This is a genomic window from Coleofasciculus sp. A1-SPW-01 (genome assembly GCF_040217205.1).
GTDB classification, from domain to species: domain Bacteria; phylum Cyanobacteriota; class Cyanobacteriia; order Cyanobacteriales; family Coleofasciculaceae; genus Coleofasciculus; species Coleofasciculus chthonoplastes_A.
Window position 1 is genome coordinate 51,677 of the sequence record NZ_JAVJNP010000050.1, and the last position, 22,278, is coordinate 73,954.

Annotated in this window: 11 protein-coding genes; 9 read left to right on the forward strand and 2 right to left on the reverse strand. The window is 47.1% G+C overall.

Annotated features, from left to right (window positions below):
* The first annotated feature begins 44 nt into the window (after positions 1 to 44).
* The 6 genes from RH949_RS08890 (at position 45) to RH949_RS08915 (ending at position 16,537) form a co-directional block, all read left to right on the forward strand.
* The gene (locus RH949_RS08890; RefSeq protein ID WP_446352603.1) at positions 45 to 4,226 is read left to right on the forward strand and encodes a PAS domain S-box protein; all 4,182 of its coding nucleotides are present in this window, start codon (positions 45 to 47) and stop codon (positions 4,224 to 4,226) included.
* A gap of 469 nt (positions 4,227 to 4,695) precedes the next feature.
* Positions 4,696 to 9,324 carry a two-partner secretion domain-containing protein gene (locus RH949_RS08895; protein ID WP_446352604.1) on the forward strand — a complete coding sequence of 1,543 codons (4,629 nt, stop codon included), beginning with the start codon at positions 4,696 to 4,698 and terminating at the stop codon, positions 9,322 to 9,324.
* A gap of 218 nt (positions 9,325 to 9,542) precedes the next feature.
* Entirely contained in the window at positions 9,543 to 10,682 is a 1,140-nt protein-coding gene (locus RH949_RS08900; RefSeq protein ID WP_446352605.1) for a hypothetical protein, read from the forward strand.
* Positions 10,683 to 10,726: 44 nt separating this feature from the next.
* Positions 10,727 to 13,429, forward strand: coding sequence for a CHAT domain-containing protein (locus RH949_RS08905; protein WP_446352612.1), 2,703 nt, complete (start codon positions 10,727 to 10,729; stop codon positions 13,427 to 13,429).
* Positions 13,430 to 13,611: 182 nt separating this feature from the next.
* On the forward strand, positions 13,612 to 14,421 hold the full coding sequence (locus RH949_RS08910) for a DUF928 domain-containing protein (protein WP_446352606.1): 810 nt from the start codon (positions 13,612 to 13,614) through the stop codon (positions 14,419 to 14,421).
* 163 nt (positions 14,422 to 14,584) lie between these two features.
* Positions 14,585 to 16,537 carry a CHASE2 domain-containing protein gene (locus RH949_RS08915; protein WP_446352607.1) on the forward strand — a complete coding sequence of 651 codons (1,953 nt, stop codon included), beginning with the start codon at positions 14,585 to 14,587 and terminating at the stop codon, positions 16,535 to 16,537.
* Between the two features lie 46 nt (positions 16,538 to 16,583).
* Here RH949_RS08915 and RH949_RS08920 read toward each other — a convergent pair whose 3' ends face one another.
* The gene (locus tag RH949_RS08920; RefSeq protein ID WP_446352608.1) at positions 16,584 to 17,669 is read right to left on the reverse strand and encodes a metal ABC transporter solute-binding protein, Zn/Mn family; all 1,086 of its coding nucleotides are present in this window, start codon (positions 17,667 to 17,669) and stop codon (positions 16,584 to 16,586) included.
* A 233-nt stretch (positions 17,670 to 17,902) separates the two neighbouring features.
* On the opposite strand from RH949_RS08920, the gene RH949_RS08925 reads away from it, so the two are divergent.
* The 3 genes from RH949_RS08925 (at position 17,903) to RH949_RS08935 (ending at position 20,644) form a co-directional block, all read left to right on the forward strand.
* Entirely contained in the window at positions 17,903 to 18,622 is a 720-nt protein-coding gene (locus tag RH949_RS08925) for a metal ABC transporter ATP-binding protein (protein WP_446352613.1), read from the forward strand.
* 142 nt (positions 18,623 to 18,764) lie between these two features.
* A complete protein-coding gene (locus RH949_RS08930) occupies positions 18,765 to 19,652 on the forward strand; it encodes a metal ABC transporter permease (protein WP_006103720.1) in 888 nt (295 codons plus the stop codon).
* 188 nt (positions 19,653 to 19,840) lie between these two features.
* Positions 19,841 to 20,644, forward strand: a complete 804-nt coding sequence (locus RH949_RS08935; RefSeq protein WP_006103643.1) for a hypothetical protein — start codon at positions 19,841 to 19,843, stop codon at positions 20,642 to 20,644.
* Between the two features lie 240 nt (positions 20,645 to 20,884).
* Here the strand turns inward: RH949_RS08935 and RH949_RS08940 are convergent, their stop codons facing one another.
* Positions 20,885 to 21,517, reverse strand: a complete 633-nt coding sequence (locus RH949_RS08940; RefSeq protein ID WP_446352609.1) for a transaldolase family protein — start codon at positions 21,515 to 21,517, stop codon at positions 20,885 to 20,887.
* Between the last annotated feature and the right edge of the window lie 761 nt (positions 21,518 to 22,278).

Genomic DNA, 22,278 nt, shown 5'->3' on the forward strand with positions numbered 1-22,278 from the left:
GAATTATGAGGGAAATTGTAATCGGGAGCCTCAGGGTGTCCCTAATGATGCCTATTCTTGGTTATTTGTGGTGGATCGGCTCAAAATCACAGATTGAACGAAAATCGGGCTGGTTCTACATGCTGGCGGGTTACGGCTTAATTTGTCTGGATGGGTTTATGGATTTAGTTAACCGTACTTTTGGTTTGACCACCCTAAACCTGAATCTAATCGATACGCCGATTCCAATGACACTGGTCTATCTGCTGGGATTTGCACTGCTGTCGATCGGCTTATGGCAATGGTTACCGTTTGTTGCCAAGGTCAAGAAGCTAGACATTTTGTCCCCTTTATACTCTAACTCGGAAGAGTATTATACTTGCAAATTGTACGATCAAGGCAGCGCGATCGCCCAGTCGGATGAACTGAAGCAAGAGATAGCAAACTGTCTACACACTAACGCCGAACTGCAACAGCAAGAAGAACAATTTCGGGCGATTACTCAAGCCTTTCCTGTACCTGTCGCGATCGCACGAGTCTCTGATGGCACGATTGTCTACGGAAATTCCCACGCGAACGTACTATTTGGTGTTGCTACCTCAGAGTTAGTCGGTAACTCAATGCCCGATTTTTATGAAAATCCTGCCGACTGGCAAAGACTGTTAGCCAGATTAGACCAAAAGGGTGTTGTCCAGAATGAGGAACTTTGCGTTCATACAATTAATGGCAGGCCGTTGTGGGTAACAGTATCGATGCAGGTGTTGACCTTCAATCAGGAAAAAGCAATTCTGAGTGTATTCCATGATATCAGTGATACCTACCAGCAACTTACCCAATATCAGCAAACAGAAGCCGTTCTCAAAGACAGTGAAGCTTGCTATCGGACGTTGGTCGAACAATCTCCCAACGCGATCGCCCTCGAACATCAGGGAACCCTGGTTTATATCAATCCTAGAGGTGTCAAACTACTGGGAACCATTAGTCACAACCAACTTATCGGTAAACCTTGGTCAGACTTTAACCCTAAGGATCAGGGAAATCAGAGAGATAGGGAAGATCACCAAGTTATTGGTTCTGAGTATACAGAGAAATTCTCTGATCACAAACGAAGGTCGAATCCACCTCACGCCCTAACCTTACCCACAAAATTTGTTACCGAACAAATTGTACAGTTAGACGGTCAGATCATTGATGTGGAAATTGCCCGTTTACCCGCCATTTATCAAGGTCAAAGAGCAACCCAACTGGTTATTCGAGATCTGACCCATAGAGAACAGCCAGACCAAGAACTGAGAGTACGGGCGCGTCAGCAAGCAACTATCGCTAAATTGAGCCAACGGGCGCTTTCGGGACTGGATTTAAATACCCTGATGGACGAAGCGGTAAGTACGATTGCTCAAACCTTAGAGGTTGAGTATTGCAAAGTGTTAGAACTCCTACCCAATGGTAATGTGTTTTTACTAAAAGCGGGTGTGGGTTGGTCGCCGGGATTAGTTGGGTATGCTTTAGTCGGTGCCAACAGGAATTCCCAAGCGGGTTATAATCTGATATCTCAAGAACCTGTTGTGGTTGAAGATCTACCGATTGATACTCGCTTTAGTGGACCCCCTCTGCTCTACAATCATCGCGTAGTCAGTGGTGTGAGTGTGGTGATTCCGGGTCAAGAGCAACCCTTTGGAGTGTTGGGGGCGCATACCACCAGCCAGCGCCGTTTTAGTGAAGATGACATTCACTTTCTCCAAGCGGTTGCCAATGTTTTAGCCTTGGCGATTGGACATCAGCAGTCAGAGGCGAATCTCTATCTGATGCAGCGAGCGATCGCGGCGAGTAATAATGGGGTGATTATTACTGACCCCAATCAGCCGGATAATCCGGTAATTTACGTCAACCCCGCCTTCGAGTCAATGACGGGTTATACCGCAAAGGAGGTGATTGGACACAACTGCCGTTTCTGGCAAGAACCTGATTATAATCAAGCCGGGGTGACTAAGTTAGCGACAGCGATTCAAGAGCAACGAGAGTGCCATGTCATTCTACAGAACTATCGCAAAGATGGCAGCACGTTCTGGAATGAACTCTATGTGTCGCCCGTCTTTGATGGAGACGGCTATTTAACCCACTTTGTCGGGATTCAAACCGATATTACTAAACGGAAACAGGCAGAGGAAGCCCTACGACAGAGTGAGGAAAAGCTGGATAGTATTCTCAGTTCCCTAGATGATGTGGTCTGGTCAGCGTCTCTGGAAAATCAACAGTTTATTTACCTGAATCCGGCGACAGAAAGGGTTTATGGTCGCCCCGTATCCGACTTTGTGGATTGTCCCAGTCTCTGGCAGTTCGTCATTCATCCTGATGATCGCCAACGGGTGGAGAGGGCATCTAATCGGATGATGCACCAGGGGAGTAAAGATCTAGAATATAGGGTTGTACGACCGGATGGCGAAGTGCGTTGGCTGCGCGATCGCGCCCGCCTAATTTATGACCATAGGGGTATTGCCATTCGCATGGATGGAATTGCTACCGATATGACCAAACGCAAACAGGCAGAGGCGGCTTTACTCAAAAGTGAGGAGCAATTTCGCCTCACCTTTGAACTGGCTCCCATTGGCATGGCAATGACATCCCTGGAGGGTCAATTCCTCAAGGTTAATCAGGCATTGTGTGACGCTTTGGGGTATACGGCTCAAGAACTGTTGGCTCTTACGTTTACAGAAATTAGCCACCCGACTGAACGGGCACTCCATTTTACCCAACACCAATCCTTGTTGCAGGGGGAACTCTCTCATCTGCAAACTGAACGGCGATTAATATCAAAATCTGGCAGGATTGTCAATGCTATTTTGAAGGTTGTGTTGGTCAGAGACGCTCAAGGTCAACCCTTACACTACATTAGTCAGGTGGTGGATATTAGCGATCGCAAACGCATGGAGGAACAGTTACTCCACGATGCTTTCCACGATGTATTGACCGGATTACCGAATCGGGCATTATTCATGGATCGGCTGGAGTATGCGTTGCGACGGGCAGGGCAACGCTGGGACTATTTATGTGCGGTGATTGTCTTGGATTTAGACCGTTTCAAGGTGATTAATGATAGTTTAGGGCATCTGGTCGGCGATCGACTGCTGAGTGCGATCGCAGAGCGATTACAAGGGTGCTTACGCCCTAGCGATACCTTAGCCCGGTTAGGGGGGGACGAATTTACGATTCTACTGGATGATATCCCCAATACGGCAGCAGCCACGGATATTGCCAAATCGATTCACCAAACCCTGGAATCCTCATTTAACTTAGATGGGTATGAGGTGTTTGCCACAGCCAGTATCGGGATTGCCCTGAGTGGTATGGGGTATCACCGAGCGGAGGATTTGCTCCGAGATGCCGATACCGCCATGCATCGGGCAAAACTTCAAGGAACGGCTTGTTATGTTATGTTTGACACCGCCATGTCCGGTCGCGCCCTTGCCCAGTTACGCTTGGAAACTGAACTGCGATGGGCAATTGAACGCCAAGAACTTGAGGTTTATTACCAACCGATTATTTCCTTGGGGACAGGTAAAATTACCGGGTTTGAGGCGCTGGTGCGTTGGCAGCATCCAGAACAGGGAATGATTTCACCGGGCGCGTTTATTCCGTTAGCCGAGGAAACAGGTTTAATTATTCCCATTGGTCAGTGGGTGTTGCTGACGTCCTGCTATCAGCTACGCCAATGGCAACAACAGTTTCCCCACTATCCCCCGTTAACCATGAGCGTTAATTTGTCGGGGAAACAGTTTTCCCAAACGAATTTGATTGAGCAAATTGCCCAAATTATTCAAGAGACAGAGGTCAATCCCAGCACTCTCAAGTTAGAAATTACCGAAAGCGGCATTATGGAACATTCCGATTCGGCGTCGGCTTTATTGGAGCGACTTAAGGCATTGAATATTCAGTTGTACATTGATGATTTTGGCACTGGCTATTCGTCGTTAAGTCGCTTACATCAGTTTCCCATTGATGCCTTAAAAATTGACCGTTCCTTTGTCAGTCGGATGGGGGATGCAGGAGAAAATGGAGAGATTGTGCAAGCGATTGTGACCTTGGCTCACAATTTAGGTATGGATGTTGTGGCAGAAGGGATAGAAACGAATATGCAGTTAGCCCAACTGAGAGGGCGGCGATGTGAATATGGTCAGGGATATTTTTTCTCCAAGCCATTGAATCGGCAAGCCGCAGAACAGTTAATGATGAATTTACCCCAGTGGTAAAGGATCAACAGACGGGGGGGCGGGTTTAGGGACAATTGTAGGGGCGGGTTTAGGGACAATTGTAGGGGCGGGTTTAGGGACTAAATTCAGATATTCACCGATAATGGAACAACAAAACCCGCCCTCCTCACCGATAATGGAACAACAAAACCCACCTTATTCTCAACCGCGATCGCACCAAAAAAATGTCGAAATTGGGACTTTAGGGAATTAGTGAAAGATTTGGGCAGGGCGGGTTTTGTAGAAAGGTGATTGGTGGCTCCATTAATTTTGTTCCTAAACCCGCCCCTACATTGGGTTTTATGTCCCCATATCATATTTTAATATTAACCTGAAACCCGTTCAAAAAACACCAGATTCCCAACCGCGATCGCACTTTGTTTGTCCAAAGTCCAGTGAATTATTGCCGATAGATTTAACCCGGACTATAGTAAAAGGATAATCTAGTTACCCCTCTATTTGATCAGCTATGGCACAGGCGAGATTTCGAGTTTCAATGATGGGCAGTCTGGCTTTGGCTTTTTTGGCGCATTTGAGTCCGGCTTCAGCCCAAGTCGTCCCCGATAATACTCTGCCAGTCAATTCTCAGGTGACGGGGTGTCCAGTTTGCCAGATTGATGGGGGAACAGTACGGGGGATGAACCTGTTCCATAGTTTTGAAGAATTTTCTGTGCCGACGGGGGGTGAGGCATTTTTTAATAATGCCTTGGATATTGAGACTATCTTTGGGCGGGTGACGGGTGCTAATCGTTCAGAGATTGATGGCTTGATTCGGGCGAATGGCACGGCGAATCTATTCTTAATTAATCCCAATGGGATAATTTTCGGGGAGAATGCCCGGTTGGATATTGGCGGTTCCTTTTTTGCCTCTACCGCCAATCGTTTTACGTTTCCTGATGGCAGTGAGTTTAGCGCCACGAATCCCCAAGCGCCGCCATTGTTGACGATTAATATTACACCGGGATTGCAGTATGGGACGAATTCGCCTAGAGGAACTATCTCGAATCAGGGGAATTTAGCGGTCAATTCAGGAGAATCGGTGACGTTATTCGGCAGCACTGTTACCAGTACGGGTTCTCTCATCGCACCAGGGGGGTTGGTGCAGGTGTTAGGCGAACGGGTGGGGTTGTTAGACAATGCTGAGATTGATGTGTCTGCTGAGACGGGTGGTGGCACGGTATTGATTGGCGGAGGGTTTCAGGGTAAGGGTGACGTTGCCAATGCGTTGCGTACTTTCATTGGTTCAGGTGTAACGATTAACGCGGATGCTTTGACAACGGGCGATGGGGGTAATGTCTTCGTTTGGGCAGATGAAGTGACCGGGTTTTATGGCACGATTAGCGCCCGTGGGGGAATTGAAGCGGGAAATGGTGGATTTGTCGAGGTGTCGGGAAAGGAACAGTTGATAGTTCGGGGGACGGTGGATACAACGGCGGTGAATGGGGTATCGGGGACATTGCTGCTTGACCCGACAAATATTGTCATTGCTAATGGTTCAGCGGATAGTGCAGCGGATGGTACGGATACGTTTGCTGGGAATAATTCCGGGGTGACGGGGGCGATTTTGAGTGCCCCATTGAGTGAGATTAATGATGCGGCACCGACGACAATTTATGAGTCGGAGTTGGAGGGGTTATCGGGGGATACGACTGTTATTTTACAGGCAACGAATGATATTCGGATTGAGGATTTAACCGATAATGCTTTAGACTTTGCCTCTGGAAGTGGGAAGATTGAGTTGACCGCCGATGCAGATAGTGACGGGGTGGGTTCGGTGGTGATGGAGGATTTTTTCGGAGATACCCTCTATACCAATGGACGGGATATTGAGATGGCTGGGGCGAATTTGACCTTGAGGAATATTAATACCGCAGATCCGGTTAATGGAGGGGCGATTACTCTGAGAGCCAGTGGCGATATCTTAGTCTACGGTTCTTTGGATTCGTACTCGAACTCTGGGGATGGGGGGGCGATTTCTTTGTCCTCTGTTTCCGGTGATATCACGACCTACGGTTTGAATTCTTCCTCGCGCTCTGACTCTGGGGATGGGGGGGCGATTTCTTTATCCTCTGTTTCCGGTGATATCACGACCTACGGTTCTTTGGACTCGTCCTCGAACTCTTTCAGTGGGGACTCTGGGGATGGGGGAGCGATTTCTTTGTCCTCTGTTTCTGGTCATATCACGACCGATCGTTCTTTGAGCTCGATCTCGGTCTCTTTGAGTGGGGACTCTGGGGATGGGGGAGCGATTTCTTTGTCCTCTGTTTCTGGTCATATCACAACCTACGATTCTTTGAGCTCGTACTCGGTCTCTTTGAGTGGGGACTCTGGGGATGGGGGGGCGATTTCTTTGTCCTCTGTTTCTGGTCATATCACGACCAACGATTTTTTGTACTCGTCCTCGAACTCTTTGAGTGGGGACTCTGGGGATGGGGGGGCGATTTCTTTGTCCTCTGTTTCTGGTCATATCACGATCAACAGTGGTTTTTACTCCTTTTTGGCGTCCTCCTCGCTGGCTTACGGTGGGGACGCTGGAAATGGGGGGGCGATTATTCTCTCTTCTAACTCCGGTGATATTACGAACAACGCTGCGTTGAATTCCTCGTCGTTTTCACTGTCAGCGTCTGGGTCTGGATCGGCTGGAAATGGGGGGGCGATTATGCTCTCTTCTGACTCCGGTGATCTTACGAACAACAATGTGTTGACTTCCTTTTCATTCTCTTTCAGTGGGGACACTGGAGATGGGGGTCCGATTATGCTCTCTTCTGATTCAGGTGATATTACGACCAAAAAAGAGTTGCTCTCGTACTCGTACTCTTTCTGGGGGGACACTGGAGATGGGGGTTCGATTATGCTCTCTTCTGATTCCGGTGATATTACGACCAACAATGTTTTGAATTCCTCTTCGGGTTCGTTCTGGGGAAATGCTGGGAATGGGGGAGAAATTTCTCTGATGGCTTTAGGTGGCGATATTATCGGCACGTCTGGTGAATCAATCCTGTATTCCTTCGCCCTCGCTGCAGGCACAACAGGAAGGGGTGGAAATGTTACGATAGCCGCTCAAAACAGCATAACCAATCTGGACATCTTAACGCTATCCTCTTCTGCTGAAGCTGGAAATGTTGCGCTCAATGGGTTTGGAGATTTATCCATTGCCAATACCCGTATCCTAGCGACCAGACGTGTGGAAGTGGAAGTGCCAACACAATCTGTGCCAATACTGCCAGCACAACCTTTGGAACCCATAATCTTAGAGGTTGGTGGTCAAGGACAATCGGGCGATGTCACTGTCACCAGTTCAGGCAATCTCACCGTCAACGATAGTTCCATTGAAAGTGACACTAATGGTCGTGATAACGCCGGGAATGTCATTGTCAGCAGCCCCGGTTTAGTCACATTCAATAACAGTCAGATTATTAATAGTAGCAGTAACATTGGAAATGCCGGAACTATCGATATCAATGCTGGATACGGCATCACGTTCCAAGGTGTATATTCCTACGAAGACACACCTCAACGTGGCGGACTATTTGCTGGCACCACCAATGAAGGCAATGCTGGACGGATTACCCTCACCACCCCAGCGTTAACCCTACAAAACGGAGCCAATATCATCAGCACTACAGACGATCTTGGCAATGCGGGAGACATTACCCTTCAATCTCACCCCAATGGAGAAAACCTAAACATTAATCTGGAACAGGATACGTCTATTTCTGCCTCGACCTCTAATCAGGGAACTGGGGGCAATTTAGCAATTATCGCTCCCGACTCGGTAACGATTCAGGGAGAAGGACGGATTACCACAGAAACCTCAGGCGCAGGTGATGCGGGTAACATTCAAATGACCAGCACAAATTTAGATATCCAAGAAACTGAACTGTCCACCTCAACCACCGCAGAGGGAAACGCCGGAAGCATTACCCTCGATACCTCCACCTTAAACGTTGCCAGGGGAGCCAAAGTATTTGCCTTCACCGACGGGAGTGGCGATAGCGGTGCCATTACTATTAATGCTCCCACGGCGGTGAATCTGGGTATTGGTGTGGATGATTTTTCCCCGATTTTGTCGGTCGAAACCCGTGACGCAGGTCAAGCTGGCAGTATTATTATCAATACTCCAACCTTAACCCTCTCCGACACTGCCCGGATCACCGCCACGGCTACTGAAACTGCCACGAATACAGAGGGCGGGGGGAGTATTACCTTAAATGCCTCGACTATGAATTTAGCCGGAATCGTGGGTGTCTTTGCCGAAACTGAGGGACCAACCCCCGCCGGAACATTAACTCTGAAACCCTATCAGGATCAATCAACGCTAGATATTACCCTAGCGCCTGACTCCCAAGTATCAGCTTCTACCTCTGGGAGTGGTAAAGGTGGCGATTTAATCCTGAGTGCGCCGCAAGCGATTACTATTGCGGGACAGGGACGGTTAGCGGTAGAAAGCCGGAGTACAGGGGATGCGGGGAATGTATTGGTCACGACTCCCCAATTTACTCTCACTGATGGCGTGGAACTGTCGGCGGCGGCGACAAGCAGTGGCAATGCGGGAGAAGTTCGTCTCGATACCCAGCAGTTGACTCTGGAAAATGAGGCACAGATATTAGCCTCTAATATCTTTAGTCGTAGTGAGGGGATTATCCTAGAAGGGTTGGATACTTTGACAATTAGCAACAACAGTGCTATATCCGCCTCGACTCAAACGGGTGAAGCGGGAAGTTTAACTATTAATACTAACTCCAATCCGGCTAATTTAGTGCAAGTGAGTGATAATAGTCGCCTCTCCGTCGCCGCGACTGCGGAAGGTGGGAAAGCTGGCGGTGTCACCCTAAATACTCAACAGTTAACCCTAACAGAGAATTCGCAAGTTTCCGCCTCCAATATTTCTGGTGAAAGCCAAGATATTATTCTTTCTGGCTTAGAGAACGTAGAGCTAACGGACAATAGTGAACTCTCCGCATCCACCCAAACTGGAACAGCCGGAAGTGTCAGGATTAATTCAGCCGAAAATCCAGTTGAGTCGGTATCTTTAAATAATAGTCACCTATCGGTGAAGCTACAGAAGCAGGTGGGAAAGCTGGCGGTGTCACCCTAAATACTCAACAGTTAACCCTAACAGAGAATTCGCAAGTTTCCGCCTCCAACATCTCTGGTGAAAGCCAAGACATTATTCTTTCTAGCTTAGAGAACGTAGAGCTAACGGACAAGAGTGAACTCTCCGCATCCACCCAAACCGGAACAGCCGGAAGTGTCAGGATTAATTCAGTCGAAAATCCAGTTGAGTCGGTATCTTTAAATAACAGTCGCCTATCGGTGGAAGCCACAGAAGCAGGCGGGAAAGCTGGCGGTGTCACCCTAAATACTCAACAGTTAACCCTAACAGAGAACTCGCAAGTTTCCGCTTCCAACATCTCTGGTGAAAGTGAAGATATTACCCTACAAGGTTTAGACACCTTAGATGTCAACAATAGTCTGATTGCGGCATCGACTCAAACAGGAAAAGCTGGCAGCTTAACCATCAATGCCACCGAATCTGTAGACTTAAATGGAGACGGAGGTTTATCGGTTGAAGCCACTCAAGGCGGTACAGCAGGAGACTTAACCATTAAAACAGGACGACTGTCTGTTCAGGATGAAGCCGCCGTAACTGTTAGTAGCCCCTCTGGACAAGCCGGAAATCTGCTAATTACTACCAATTCTTTACACCTCAACCAAGGCAAACTGACAGCAGAAACTGGAGGCACTAACGCCCAGGAAGGGGCAAATATCAACCTCAATCTATCGGATGTGTTGCTGATGAGCAACGAAAGTTTAATTTCTGCCGAAGCCTTTAGTAATGCTGATGGCGGTAATATCAATATTGATACTCGCTACTTAATCGTCTTACCCCCAGATGGTGCGAATGGTAGTGATATTATTGCCAAAGCTGATCAGGGTGACGGCGGTAACATTACTATCTCAGGTCAAGGGATTTTCGGGATTCAAGAACGTCCAGCTATTGCCGAAAATCGCACGAATGATATTGATGCCAGTTCCCAATTTGGTTCTCCGGGTAATGTTACACTCAATAGCCCCCTTGATCCTAGTCGGGGACTGACAGAATTACCCAGCAATTTTGTTGACCCGACGGGGCAAATTATCCAAGGTTGTCCCGCTGTGGGTAAGAATGGCGGTAGTCGATTTGTGGTGACAGGGCGAGGCGGTGTGCCACCCACTCCGGATGATGTGCTTACCTTGGATACTGTTTTAGATGATTTAGGCACTCTGTCAGAGGAGACACAGATGCAGGTACAAGCAGAAATGGAGAGGGGACAAAATAATTCCCCCAATCAAATTATTGAGGCTCAAGGTTGGGTAAAAACGGCGGATGGACAGATTATTTTAGTGGCTGAATTTCCTACAGCTACACCTTCTGGAAACTGGAATAACCCGGCTAATTGTTCAGATTACTAGGTATAGCGCTACGCGAAGCGGGAATGGGGAATGGGGAATGGGGAATGGGCAATAGTGAAGACAAAAGCTTGAGCTGTCACGCATTTAAATTGGGAATGGGTAGCGAGCAAGATGCTCGCACTACAAGGATTTCGCAATTTTTGACATTATGGTTTAAACCTAAATTCCTCAAGTATTTGGGTTTGGCAATCAGCGTTACTCTGATGACGCTATTGTTGAATCTGCCTATATCCCCAACCGTAGCAACCGTAACTCAAGTAGAAACGACTGCCCAAACGTCACCTGTGATCAAGTCTCTAAACACTAATACCTCCCAACTCGTACACCAAGGTAAAAACGATTATCAAAGGGGACAATATGCGGCAGCGATAACTATCTGGAAACAAGCCCTAGACACCTTTACAACTCAAGGCGATACCTTAAATCAAGCCATGGTGCTGAGTAATCTGGCATTAGCCTATCGCCAGTTGGGACAATGGCATGAAGCGAATCAAGCGATTGAAACCAGCCTTAACCTAATTTCCACTCAAAACCAAGATACATCCCAAAACCCCTTAAAAATATTAGCTCAAGCCCTCAATACCCAAGGTCATCTGCAACTGGCACAAGGACAAGCCGAACTCGCCCTCGCTACCTGGGAACAAGCCACGAAAACCTATCAACAAGTCGGAGATAAAACAGGCGTCACACGCAGCTTAATTAACCAAACCCACGCCATGAGAGCCTTAGGGCTTTACCTGCGGGCGAGAAACCTGTTAGACCAAATCCGGCAAACCTTAGCCACCCAACCAGATTCCCTGACTAAGATAGCCGGATTACGATCGCTCGGTGATCTGCTCCGGATTACTGGCGACTTAAACCAATCTCGGCAAATCCTCGAACAAAGTCTGGCGATCGCGAAAACCTTACCTTCCCCCCCAGATAGTACCGCCATCCTCTTTAGTCTCGGCAATACCGCCCGTTCCCAAAACCAAATCGAAGACGCCATCCAATTTTACCAACAAGCCGCCGCCACCACGGTTTCCCCAACTCTCCAATTCCAGGCTCAAGCCAATCAGCTTAGTTTATTCGTCGAAACTCAGCAGCAACAAGCCGCCCGCCAGTTGTGGACTCAACTGCAACCCCAACTCGCCCAACTCCCCGTCAGTCGCCAAACCCTCTATGCCCAGATTAACGTCGCCCGCAGCCTGATGCAGATGAGCCATGATGCATCTGGGAACGTCCCAGAAATTGCCCAGTTACTCGCCACCATTACCCAACAAGCCAGAACCCTGAAAGATCGACAGGTGGAAGCCTACGCCCTCGGTTATCTGGGTCAACTCTACGAACAAACTCAGCAACTCGCTAACGCCCAAACCCTCACCGAACAGGCTTTAACCTTAGCTCAATCCATCAAGGCGCCAGAACTTGCCTATCGCTGGCAATGGCAACTGGGGCGATTACTCAAGACTCAAGGCAATGCCCAAAGTGCGATCGCAGCTTATGACCAAGCCGTGAACACCTTGCAAGCACTCCGGACTGATTTAGTCGCCATTAACGACACCGTTCAATTTTCCTTCCGCGAGAGTGTAGAACCCGTCTATCGGGAGTTCGTCGGCTTACTCCTGCAACCCCTTCCCGGTGAAAAAGAGGTCAGCCAAGCCCACCTCAAACAAGCCCGTGAGGTGATTGAATCCCTACAACTAGCAGAACTGGATAACTTCTTCCAAGAAGCCTGTTTAACCAGCCAACCCCAACAAATTGATCACATTGATCCCACCGCCGCCGTTTTCTATCCGATTATCTTACCTGACCGACTAGAAGTTATCTTATCCTTACCAGGGCAACCCTTACGCCACTATGCGACTCAGGCTTCCTCTGTCCAAGTTGAACAAATCATTCACCAAATGCGCCAATCCTTTCGACCCACCTCTTTAAAAAAAGAGCGTTTGACCTTGGCGCAAAACCTCTACGACTGGCTGATCCGTCCGGCGGAGACTGAATTAACCCAAAGCAACATCACCACGTTAGTCTTTGTTCTGGATGGTTCCTTGCGGAATCTACCCATGGCAGCTTTATACGATGGTCAACATTATCTGGTAGAAACCTATAGCCTATCTGTTGCCCCCAGCTTACGCCTGCTCTCACCGCAACCCCTAATCCCAGAGCGGCTGCAAGTCTTAACCGCAGGCGTGAGTCAGTCCATTTCCGGGTTTTCGCCCCTACCCGCCGTTGAGTGGGAATTGTCGCAAATTACCAATCAGGTTCCCGCTTTAAAACTTTTAAATCAGGACTTTACCAGTGTCAACCTGACCGATAACCTCCAAACCCAGCCATTTTCAGTGGTTCATTTAGCCACTCATGGTCAGTTTAGTTCTGATCCAGAGGAAACATTTATTCTGGCGTGGGATAAAAAAATTCAAGCCAAAGACTTCGAGACTCTCCTACGTTCCACTCAAGTTGAACCCGACTATCCGATTGAATTACTGGTTCTCAGTGCCTGCCAAACCGCTATCGGTGATCAGCGAGCGGCTCTCGGTTTAGCTGGAATTGCCACTCGCTCAGGGACACGCAGCACCCTGGCGACACTCTGGTCAGTACAAGATGATTCCACCGCTCAACTCATGGTAGAGTTTTACAAAGAACTGAACCAGGGAACTCTCAATAAAGCAACTGCCTTGCGCCATGCCCAATTAAGTTTATTGCAACAAGGCTATAACCATCCCTACTATTGGGCACCGTTTATCTTAGTCGGCAATTGGTTGTAATGTTTTTTGTGTGTTCACAATAAATTGGACTGTTATCGCAAAAGTAAGGCTAGCTGAGTGACACTCAATGCATTTAATTACTATAGTTTGATACAGAGGCAATGGGAAAAAGATAATGCTTTAGGGTGTTATTTCCTGAACAACTGCCTTTCATCTTTTTGATCAGAAGGACTCTAGACACCATGACTAGAAAAAGTACCCCTCAATCTCTGAATCTGATAAATCTAGCGATCGCGTTTAGTTTGGGACTGGCTTTCGTTCCTCAGCTACAGACTCCTGTTTTGGCTGAACCGTCCCCCGTGACACCCGAACCCACCCTATCCTTTGTCCCGCCACCCGAAACACCTGGCGCACCTGATGGGCGTTCCAGCGCTGGGGGTGCTACCCGTGGCAATTGCTCAACCCTGGATTCCCAATCCAGTGCGTCTCCTAGTTCCAGACTGACACTACTCACACCCAGTATTAGCCCAAATCGCCCCCGATTAACATCTGTTGAGTATCCAACATTCTTAATCTACCTACCACCAACCCAGGCTGAGGAAGCGGAATTTACACTGGTGGATCAAGATGAAGAGTATAGTTATCAAACCACATTTCCGCTGAAACAAACCGCAGGAATTATCAGCTTCCAACTACCCCCCGAAGCCCCGCCTCTAGAACCCAACAAAACCTATACCTGGAAAGTTGCAATCATTTGCGATCGCCAATCGCGAACGGAAGATGTTTTTGCCCAAGAACAGGTTCAATTCATTGAACTGCAGCCCGAACAAGTTCAACAATTAGAAACAGCGACACCACTAGAACAGGTTGCCCTCTATGGGGAATTTGGGATTTGGTATGACATGATGAAAATTTTTGCTGAGTTGCGACGTTCTCAACCGAATAATCCGGAACTCACGTTGACTTGGAACAAATTATTACAGTCAAAAACCGTGGGACTGACTGACATCGCACCCAAACCTTTAATTGCTTGCTGTACTGTAGAGGATTGATAAGTCGGTGGACATGGTTAGAACATCGGTCAAGAAACCGGGTTTCTTTGGGTGAAAGGTTGATTGGCGTTGTCATCCTCACAAAAACCCGGTTTCTAGGAATACCTAACCGATATCAGTTATTGGGAATACACAAGCCGGATCAAGCACCAATAACTCAAAAATGTTCAAAAATCTGAGACAGCTTCTTTGGCAATGGCGTGGAGTATTAATTACAGTCCCAACCATCACTGGATTAGTCCTGGCATTGCGTTCAATGGGAGGGTTACAGTTATGGGAATGGACAGCCTATGACCAATTTTTACGCTGGCGTCCTAGGGAAACCATGGATCAGCGTATTGTTATTGTCGCTATTGATGAGCCAGATATTCAAACCTTAAAGCAATGGACATTATCGGATGCCACATTAGCCCAATTACTCCGCAATATCAAAGCCCAACAGCCTAGCGCCATTGGTTTAGATATTTATCGAGATTTACCAGTGGAACCGGGTCATCAAGACTTGGTTCAGGTGTTTACTTCGACACCAAATTTAATGGGTGTCCAGAAAGTTCTAGGGGATAAATATGGTACAACGGTTAATGCACCACCAATATTAAAAGAACGCAATCAGGTGGGTGCGATTGATGTTTTATTAGATGACGATGGTCGGGTGCGTCGGGCTTTGCTATCGATTAGACAGGACAATAATCAAACGGGTACATCAAGTCAAGAACTATACAGTCTGCCCGTTCGATTAGCGTTGATGTATTTAGAAAATAAAGGGATTACATTGCAACCGATTGACCCAGCGCTAGGCAAAGTGAGTTTAGGGAAAGCTGTATTTGTTCCCATGCAACCCAATGATGGCGGTTACATTAACGCCGATACAGGAGGGTATCAGATTCTATTAAATTATCGTCGCCCTCAATGTCAACAGCACTCCCAACGCTGCAACCCATTTCCAACCGTATCACTGACAGAGGTTCTAGAGAATAAAATACCCGCCAATTTGATGCGCGATCGCATTGTTTTAATTGGGGTCAAAGCCGCCAGTCTTAAGGATATTTTCTTCACACCTTACAGTAATAGTTATCTCACGGCAGAGTACGGTGTAGACATCCATGCCCAGATTACCAGTCAACTCTTGAGTGCAGCATTAGATGGGCGTTCCCCGATCAAAGTTTTGTCTGAACCCGTCGAAGGGTTGTGGATCGTCTTTTGGTCGAGTGTGGGTGCTATTTCTAGCTGGACATTCCTGCGAATGCGCTATCTAGCGGTTAGTATTCTGCTGTTGAGTACGGTTCTCGTAGGCGGTTCATACCTGGCTTTTTTGCAAGGATGGTGGATTCCCCTAATTCCCCCATTACTTGCCCTAATTGGGTCAGAAATAGCGATTACAGCTTATCTCGCCTGCATTGAACGGGAAGACAGACAAGCCGTAATGAATCTTTTAGGACAACATGTGACTCCTAAACTCGCCCAAGCGGTTTGGCGCGATCGCCATCAACTCCTCAAAGAAGGACAGATCACCGGACAACAACTAACTGCAACGGTGCTATTTACAGATATTAAAGGCTTTACCGGAATTACCGAACGGACTAACCCTGAAGTCCTGATGGTTTGGCTGAACGATTATATGAAAGCCATGTCTCAAAGTGTACTAGACCATGATGGCGTCCTAGATAAATTTATTGGCGATGCAGTTATGGCGGTGTTTGGCGTTCCCATTCCCAGCACCACACCCGAAGCAATTGCCCAAGATGCGATCGCAGCGGTTCGTTGTGCATTGAACATGGCTGCAAAACTTGAACAACTCAACCAACAATGGAAAATCCAAGGGCTTCCCACGGCGGCGATGAGAGTTGGAATTGCTACAGGGACAGTTGTAGCTGGGAGTTTAGGGTCTCAGCAACGGCTAAATTATACAACCATTGGTGATAGTGTCAATATTGCGGCTCGATTGGAGAGTTATGACAAATCAATTGATGGCGGGATTTGTCGGATTTTAATCAATGAAGAAACTTACCACTATATTAAAGACTATTTTCTGATTCAATTCATTGGGCTGGTGCAACTTAGAGGACGCAAACAGTCACTCAATGTTTATCAAGTTTTTCCCGATATCAGAGGATAGCTATTTTGAACTAGGGTTGCCCCGACTCCTACTGTAATCAGAATTTTTAATTTAGCTGTGGTGCGTTCAACGGAGTACAGGTTCCGCCCAAACCTTTCGCGATCGCGCAGGTATTGTGTGTCATCATTCCGATATAGGTTCCTGTGTCACTATTTGCTGCACCTAGACTACCAACAAACAGTTTTTGGTCAGAAACCTTGACATTCGCTTCCCGAGCCACAGTCTCAATGGCGGTGGAATTGGTTGTGGTTTCCACAAAAATCGTGGGAACCTTGGCTTGTTCAATGGTTCCTACCAATTCCTTGACCCGTGCGGCTGAGGGGGTTTCTTCGGTACTGAGTCCTTGCAACGATTCCGCCGCCTCAAATCCATAAGCGTTGACGTAATACGCCAAGGCGTCATGAGTGGTGACAATTTTACGTTTTCCTGAGGGAATTGTTTCCACTTGGGCATTGACCCAGGTATCTAACTGGTCGAGTTGGCTGGTTAACTGTTGGGCATTTTCTGCATAAAGGTCAGCCTGATCGGGATTAATCTCTGTCAGTTGGTTCCGAATCACATCGACCATCGCTATGCTATTTTGCACATCATGCCAAACATGGGGATCGGGAACGTTTTCCCCCTTATCTGCGGCATGGTTTTCTTCATGATCTGAGTGTTCAACCTGTTCCTTTTCCCCGTGATCATGATGATCTCCATTATGGTTATGGTGATGTGCTTCTCCCTCCAGGGGATTGGGGACAGCTTCCTCAAATACAGCAACGATAGGGGCTGATGTATTGCTGGCTTCAATTAATCCCTCAACACCGGGTTCTCCATCATAGCCACCATAAAGGATCAGTTGTGCGGTTTCAACGGCTTTCCGATGGGATGGGGTTGATCGGTAGGTGTGAGGATCTTGGTTCGGATCTAATAAACAGTTGAGTTGAATGGTGTCTTGGGCAATTTCTTCAGTTAAATCGCAAAGGACGCGATGAGACACCACTACACTGGGTTTCTTACCTGATGTCCCATTCTCTGTTGGCGAAACCGTTGTCTGGTTGGTTTGAACACACCCTGTCAGTGCGATCGCTAATGCCAACACCTTACTCTTCCAACCGTTCAGGGTTTGGCTCGATAGATACTTTAGCATAGTCAAGCTCCTTTAACCGAGAGATTATTATAATGATAATCATTCTAATATTAGAGTTGACCCCAATGGCGACAGTTTCCTCTCCCCCAGGCTCCCCAGCTCCCCCAGGCTCCCCAGCTCCCCCAGCTTCCCTATCCTTACCCAAGGCGCTTGATGTGATATCGGGGGAATCATTATCCGATAAGCTGAAAGCAGAATTTGTTAATGGTAGTCATTCTCACAGACAGGTTGTAATGCTCGAAGTTCATGATTTGGCGGTCAACTACCGAAATACCTGGGCAATCTCCGGTGTTTCGTTTTCCATCCAACCGGGACAGTTAACGGTGCTATTGGGACCCAACGGTGCTGGGAAAAGTACGATTATTAAGGCGATTCTGGGACTCATTCCCCTCACCAGAGGAGAAGCAACCTTTCACGACAAACCCCTAAAAAGTCAGCGCAAACGAGTCGCCTATGTACCGCAGCGCACCCAAATTGACTGGAATTATCCGGTTACAGTCTGGAATGTCGTGATGATGGGGCGCACTATCCACACGGGTTGGTTTAAACATCCGTCTCGTCAATCCCAGGAGATTGTTCAGGATGCATTAGAACGGGTGGGCTTGTTTGAGTATCGCCATCGTCAAATTGGTGAACTTTCGGGAGGACAACAACAACGAGTATTTTTAGCAAGGGCGCTGGCGCAACAGGCGGAGTTGTTTTTTTTTGATGAGCCGTTTGCGGGGATTGATCAAAAGACAGAAGAGATTATTTTTGAAATTTTTCAAGACTTAAAGTTTCAGAATAAAATGGTATTGGTTATTAGTCATGATTTGGGGGAAACTCTAGAGCAGTATGATCAAGTATTACTTTTAAATAAAGAGTTAATTGCTGTGGGGTCAAAGTCAGAAGTATTGACAACTGAAAATCTCAAAAAAGCTTATGGGAAACTCATGAGCCTGGTTGTCGTCTAATCTCAACAGTTAACTTTAATCGTGTCCACCTACTTAACAATCAGCCAAAATTGACATACGGCAAGGCTAAAGGTAGCATAATACAGATTTCAATGAAATATTAATAGTAAATAATAAATTAAGAATAAGTGAGGTGGATAGGATGTGGGATTGGTTAATTGAACCGCTGCAGTGGGGATATATGCGTGACGCCATAGCGATTGCGTTGCTGCTGGGAATTTTAGGGGCAGTTGTGGGGAGTTATTTGATTGTGCAACAGATGATCATGATCGCTCATGTGATCGCCCATGCTGTTTTACCTGGACTATCAATCGCCTTTTTTGTGGGGGAACAATTCCTGTCTCTGGGAGCGTTTGTAGCCGGGACATTGAGTGCTTTAGTGGTGGCTGGTATTCATCAGCGATCGCGAGTTAAGGTAGATGCAGCCATGGCGTTAACCTTAACCAGCTTTTTAGGCTTGGGAGTCATCCTAATTACTCTCTTAGAAACGAACCAATTTGACCTTAGTTCTATTCTATTTGGTGACATTTTAGGCGTCAGAACCAGCGATGTCTGGCATACGCTAATCATTACCGTCATCGTTTTACTGTTAACCAAACTGTTTTACAAAGAACTCCTTTTCTACACCTTTGACCCCCTCGGCGCTCAAGCCAGTGGTTTACCCGTCACCACCATGTATTTCGGCTTCGTCTGCGCCATTACCTTAACGATTGTCGCCAGTATGCAAACTGTGGGCGTGCTACTGGTTATCTCCCTTCTCGTTGGTCCTGCCATTACTGCCTATCTTTTAGTCAAAGAATTGCATCAGATGATGGGATTAGGGGCAATAATTGGTGTAATGGCGGGTGTCACGGGGATGTATTTAAGCTATCACCTGGACTTGCCATCGGGACCTGCGATCGTCATGGTTGTCTTTATTTTCTTTATTCTGGCATTTCTATTCAGTCCCACTCAGGGAATTTTAACCGAACCCGGAACCGTCCGTTGGATTGCCAAAATCCTGCAACCCCTCAAACTCTGGAAGCGCTAATTTTCTCACCTATTCCCTGTTCCCTCCTGAAATGTATCTATCGACTGACTCCAGATAGCGTAATATCCTCCTTTAGCTTGGCGTCAGCGATAACGGCGGATTGGTAACTTGAAGAAAGATACAAGAGAGCCTTAAACCCGAAGAGGGAACATTCAGTATTCAATATCGATAAAGGAGGATAACTTTACATGGATAGTAATAAGCAATTTTTGGATAACAATAATCAACCGATTGAACCCACTGTCAATCAACCCGATGAATCTTCGTCCAATAAAGACAATCAAGATAATCAAGGCAAGGGTGTAGTTGGCGCTGGGGTAGTTGGCGCAGCCGTTGGTGCTGTAGTTGGTAGTCAAGTGGCTGGCAAACGAGGCGCCGTTGTGGGTGCTGTTACAGGCGCTGTAGCGGGTGGTTTGACGGCTAAGGCTACCCCGGAAGATGCACCAGATAAACTTAAAGGTGCTGCGGAACAGGCAGCCAACAAAGTGCAAGGTGCGGCTGAACAAGCCAAGCCAGCGATTGAAAATGCCGCTAATCAAGCGAAAAGTGCTGCGGTGAAGACAGCCGACAAGATTCAAGATGCGGCTGAAAAGGCTAAGCCAGCTATTGAAAGTCAAGCCGACAAAACCAAAAGTGCTGCGGTGAAGACAGCCGACAAGATTCAAGATGCGGCTGAGAAGGCTAAACCCTCACTCCAGAGTAAAGCCGACCAAGCCAAAAATGCGGCGATGGGTGCAGCCGATAACGTTCAAGACAAGGCAGAGAAAGCAAAGCCATCGAATCAGAAGAATCAAGATGGTAAGGTAGTGGAAAAACAAGAACGTATTATTGTGGAACCCGATCCAACGGCGGTAGTCGCGGCAAAACCTGTCACTGCTGTGGGAAAAAACGTCGCAGAAACAGAAGTGACTCAGGTTGACGTTAAGCCAGAAACACCTGAAATACCTGAAGTTGACAAGCGAACATCCTTCAGCAAGAATACCGAACGGTAAAATAACGATTCCTAAGACCAAGTTGTGTTCCGACGTGTCAGATTAACGCTTTGAGAGGCAACTTGGTACGACAAACTCATGCCGTTATCCATTCGTACAGCAAAGCGCAGTTAGGTCGGGGCGGGTTTAGTTATATCAGGATGAACACGAAACGTTAGTGGTAAAACCCGCCCCTACAAAAGATGTTTCATCGGAACGTCTCTGCTTTCCCATCTCGCCCATCTCCCTCAGCTCCCCCAGCTACACCAATCCTCGCCCTTTTTGGGCAAATTCATCAATGGTTTGCTCCGATAAATTGTGAGTTGTCATCGCATTCAACATCTCTAGCGGTAGCGTCAGATGATCCGCCCCAGCGATTAAAGCCCCCGCCGCTTCTGCTGGTGATTTGAGACTTGCGGCTAGAATTTCCGTGGAACTATCTTTGAGGATAGTTGCCATTTCTTGCACCAAAGCCAAACCATCCCCTAGTAAACGAGTGGCGCGATTCACGTAGGCGATCGCATATTTGGCTCCCGCTTCTGTAGCAACGGCGGCTTGGGCGGCGCTATAAATGGCAGTGACTGAACAGGGAATCTCTGGAGATAGATGGGCGACAACCTGAAATCCTACGGCTGTAGCCGGAACTTTCAGCACTGTTTTATCCCCAATTATGTCAAAGGCTTTTCGTCCTTCTGTTACCATCCCCTGAAAGTCGGTTGCCATGAGTTGATAATACAGTTCTCCTGGACTAATTGCCGCGAGTTGTTTTAAGGCTGTTTCTGGTGGTAAATCACTTTTGGCAAGCAGTGTCGGATTTGTGGTGATTCCCTTGACCCATCCCCAATTTTCTACAGTTTTCGCTTCACTGACTAATGCCGAGTCCAAATAAATCATGATCGATTTTCCGTTATTTAAGAGACTTGTGGAAAAAATAGAATATGTGCCAACTGCACATCCAACTGGGTTAAGCGATCGCGTTTTGTCCAAAGTCCAAAAAAGAAGGGTTCTATAATTTATTAAGTCTGCGTTGAAAACTGCGCTAGCGTGAAGAGAAGCGAGTACGACGAATGACGAATGACGAATGACAAACGATAAAGTAACAGCAACTCTCAAAACTAGCTTGCTTGAATGATTTCCTGTTTAAGTTAATTCTATCTGGAGTGGCACTAAAAATTTAGTTTTGAGTGCTTAATCTCCCTAGTTTACAATTTTAGGAAATCTCAGCAATTTGTTGAGTGTTGCTGTTACTTGTCAATGAGGAAATAGAAATGAAATTTATCAGTCGGTTTTATACCTCCTAATTTGATTTTGTCAGTTCAACTTCTGTCATTAGTAAGCCTTTAGGCTTCAATTTCTAATGTAATCACCTTTGCGGGAAAGCACAAGTAAATGACATAGAAGTTTACGTTTCGATGATTAAAGGCTGTCGTTTGTGTTACAAATAATTTACGAATCAGGTTCTGTGAACCCAGTGTTCGCGGTAAGTGATGATCAGACATTGACGGGTTGAAGCCTGTCATAAGCGCCAAATTTCCGTAATTCTACGGTAGCGATCGCATTTCTCCATCTGGCTTAATTTTACTATCAGTAGAAATACGGAGTCTGAGACAGGGTGTCATGGTCAGATGCAGGCAAAGTCAATCACGTCGGGGAAT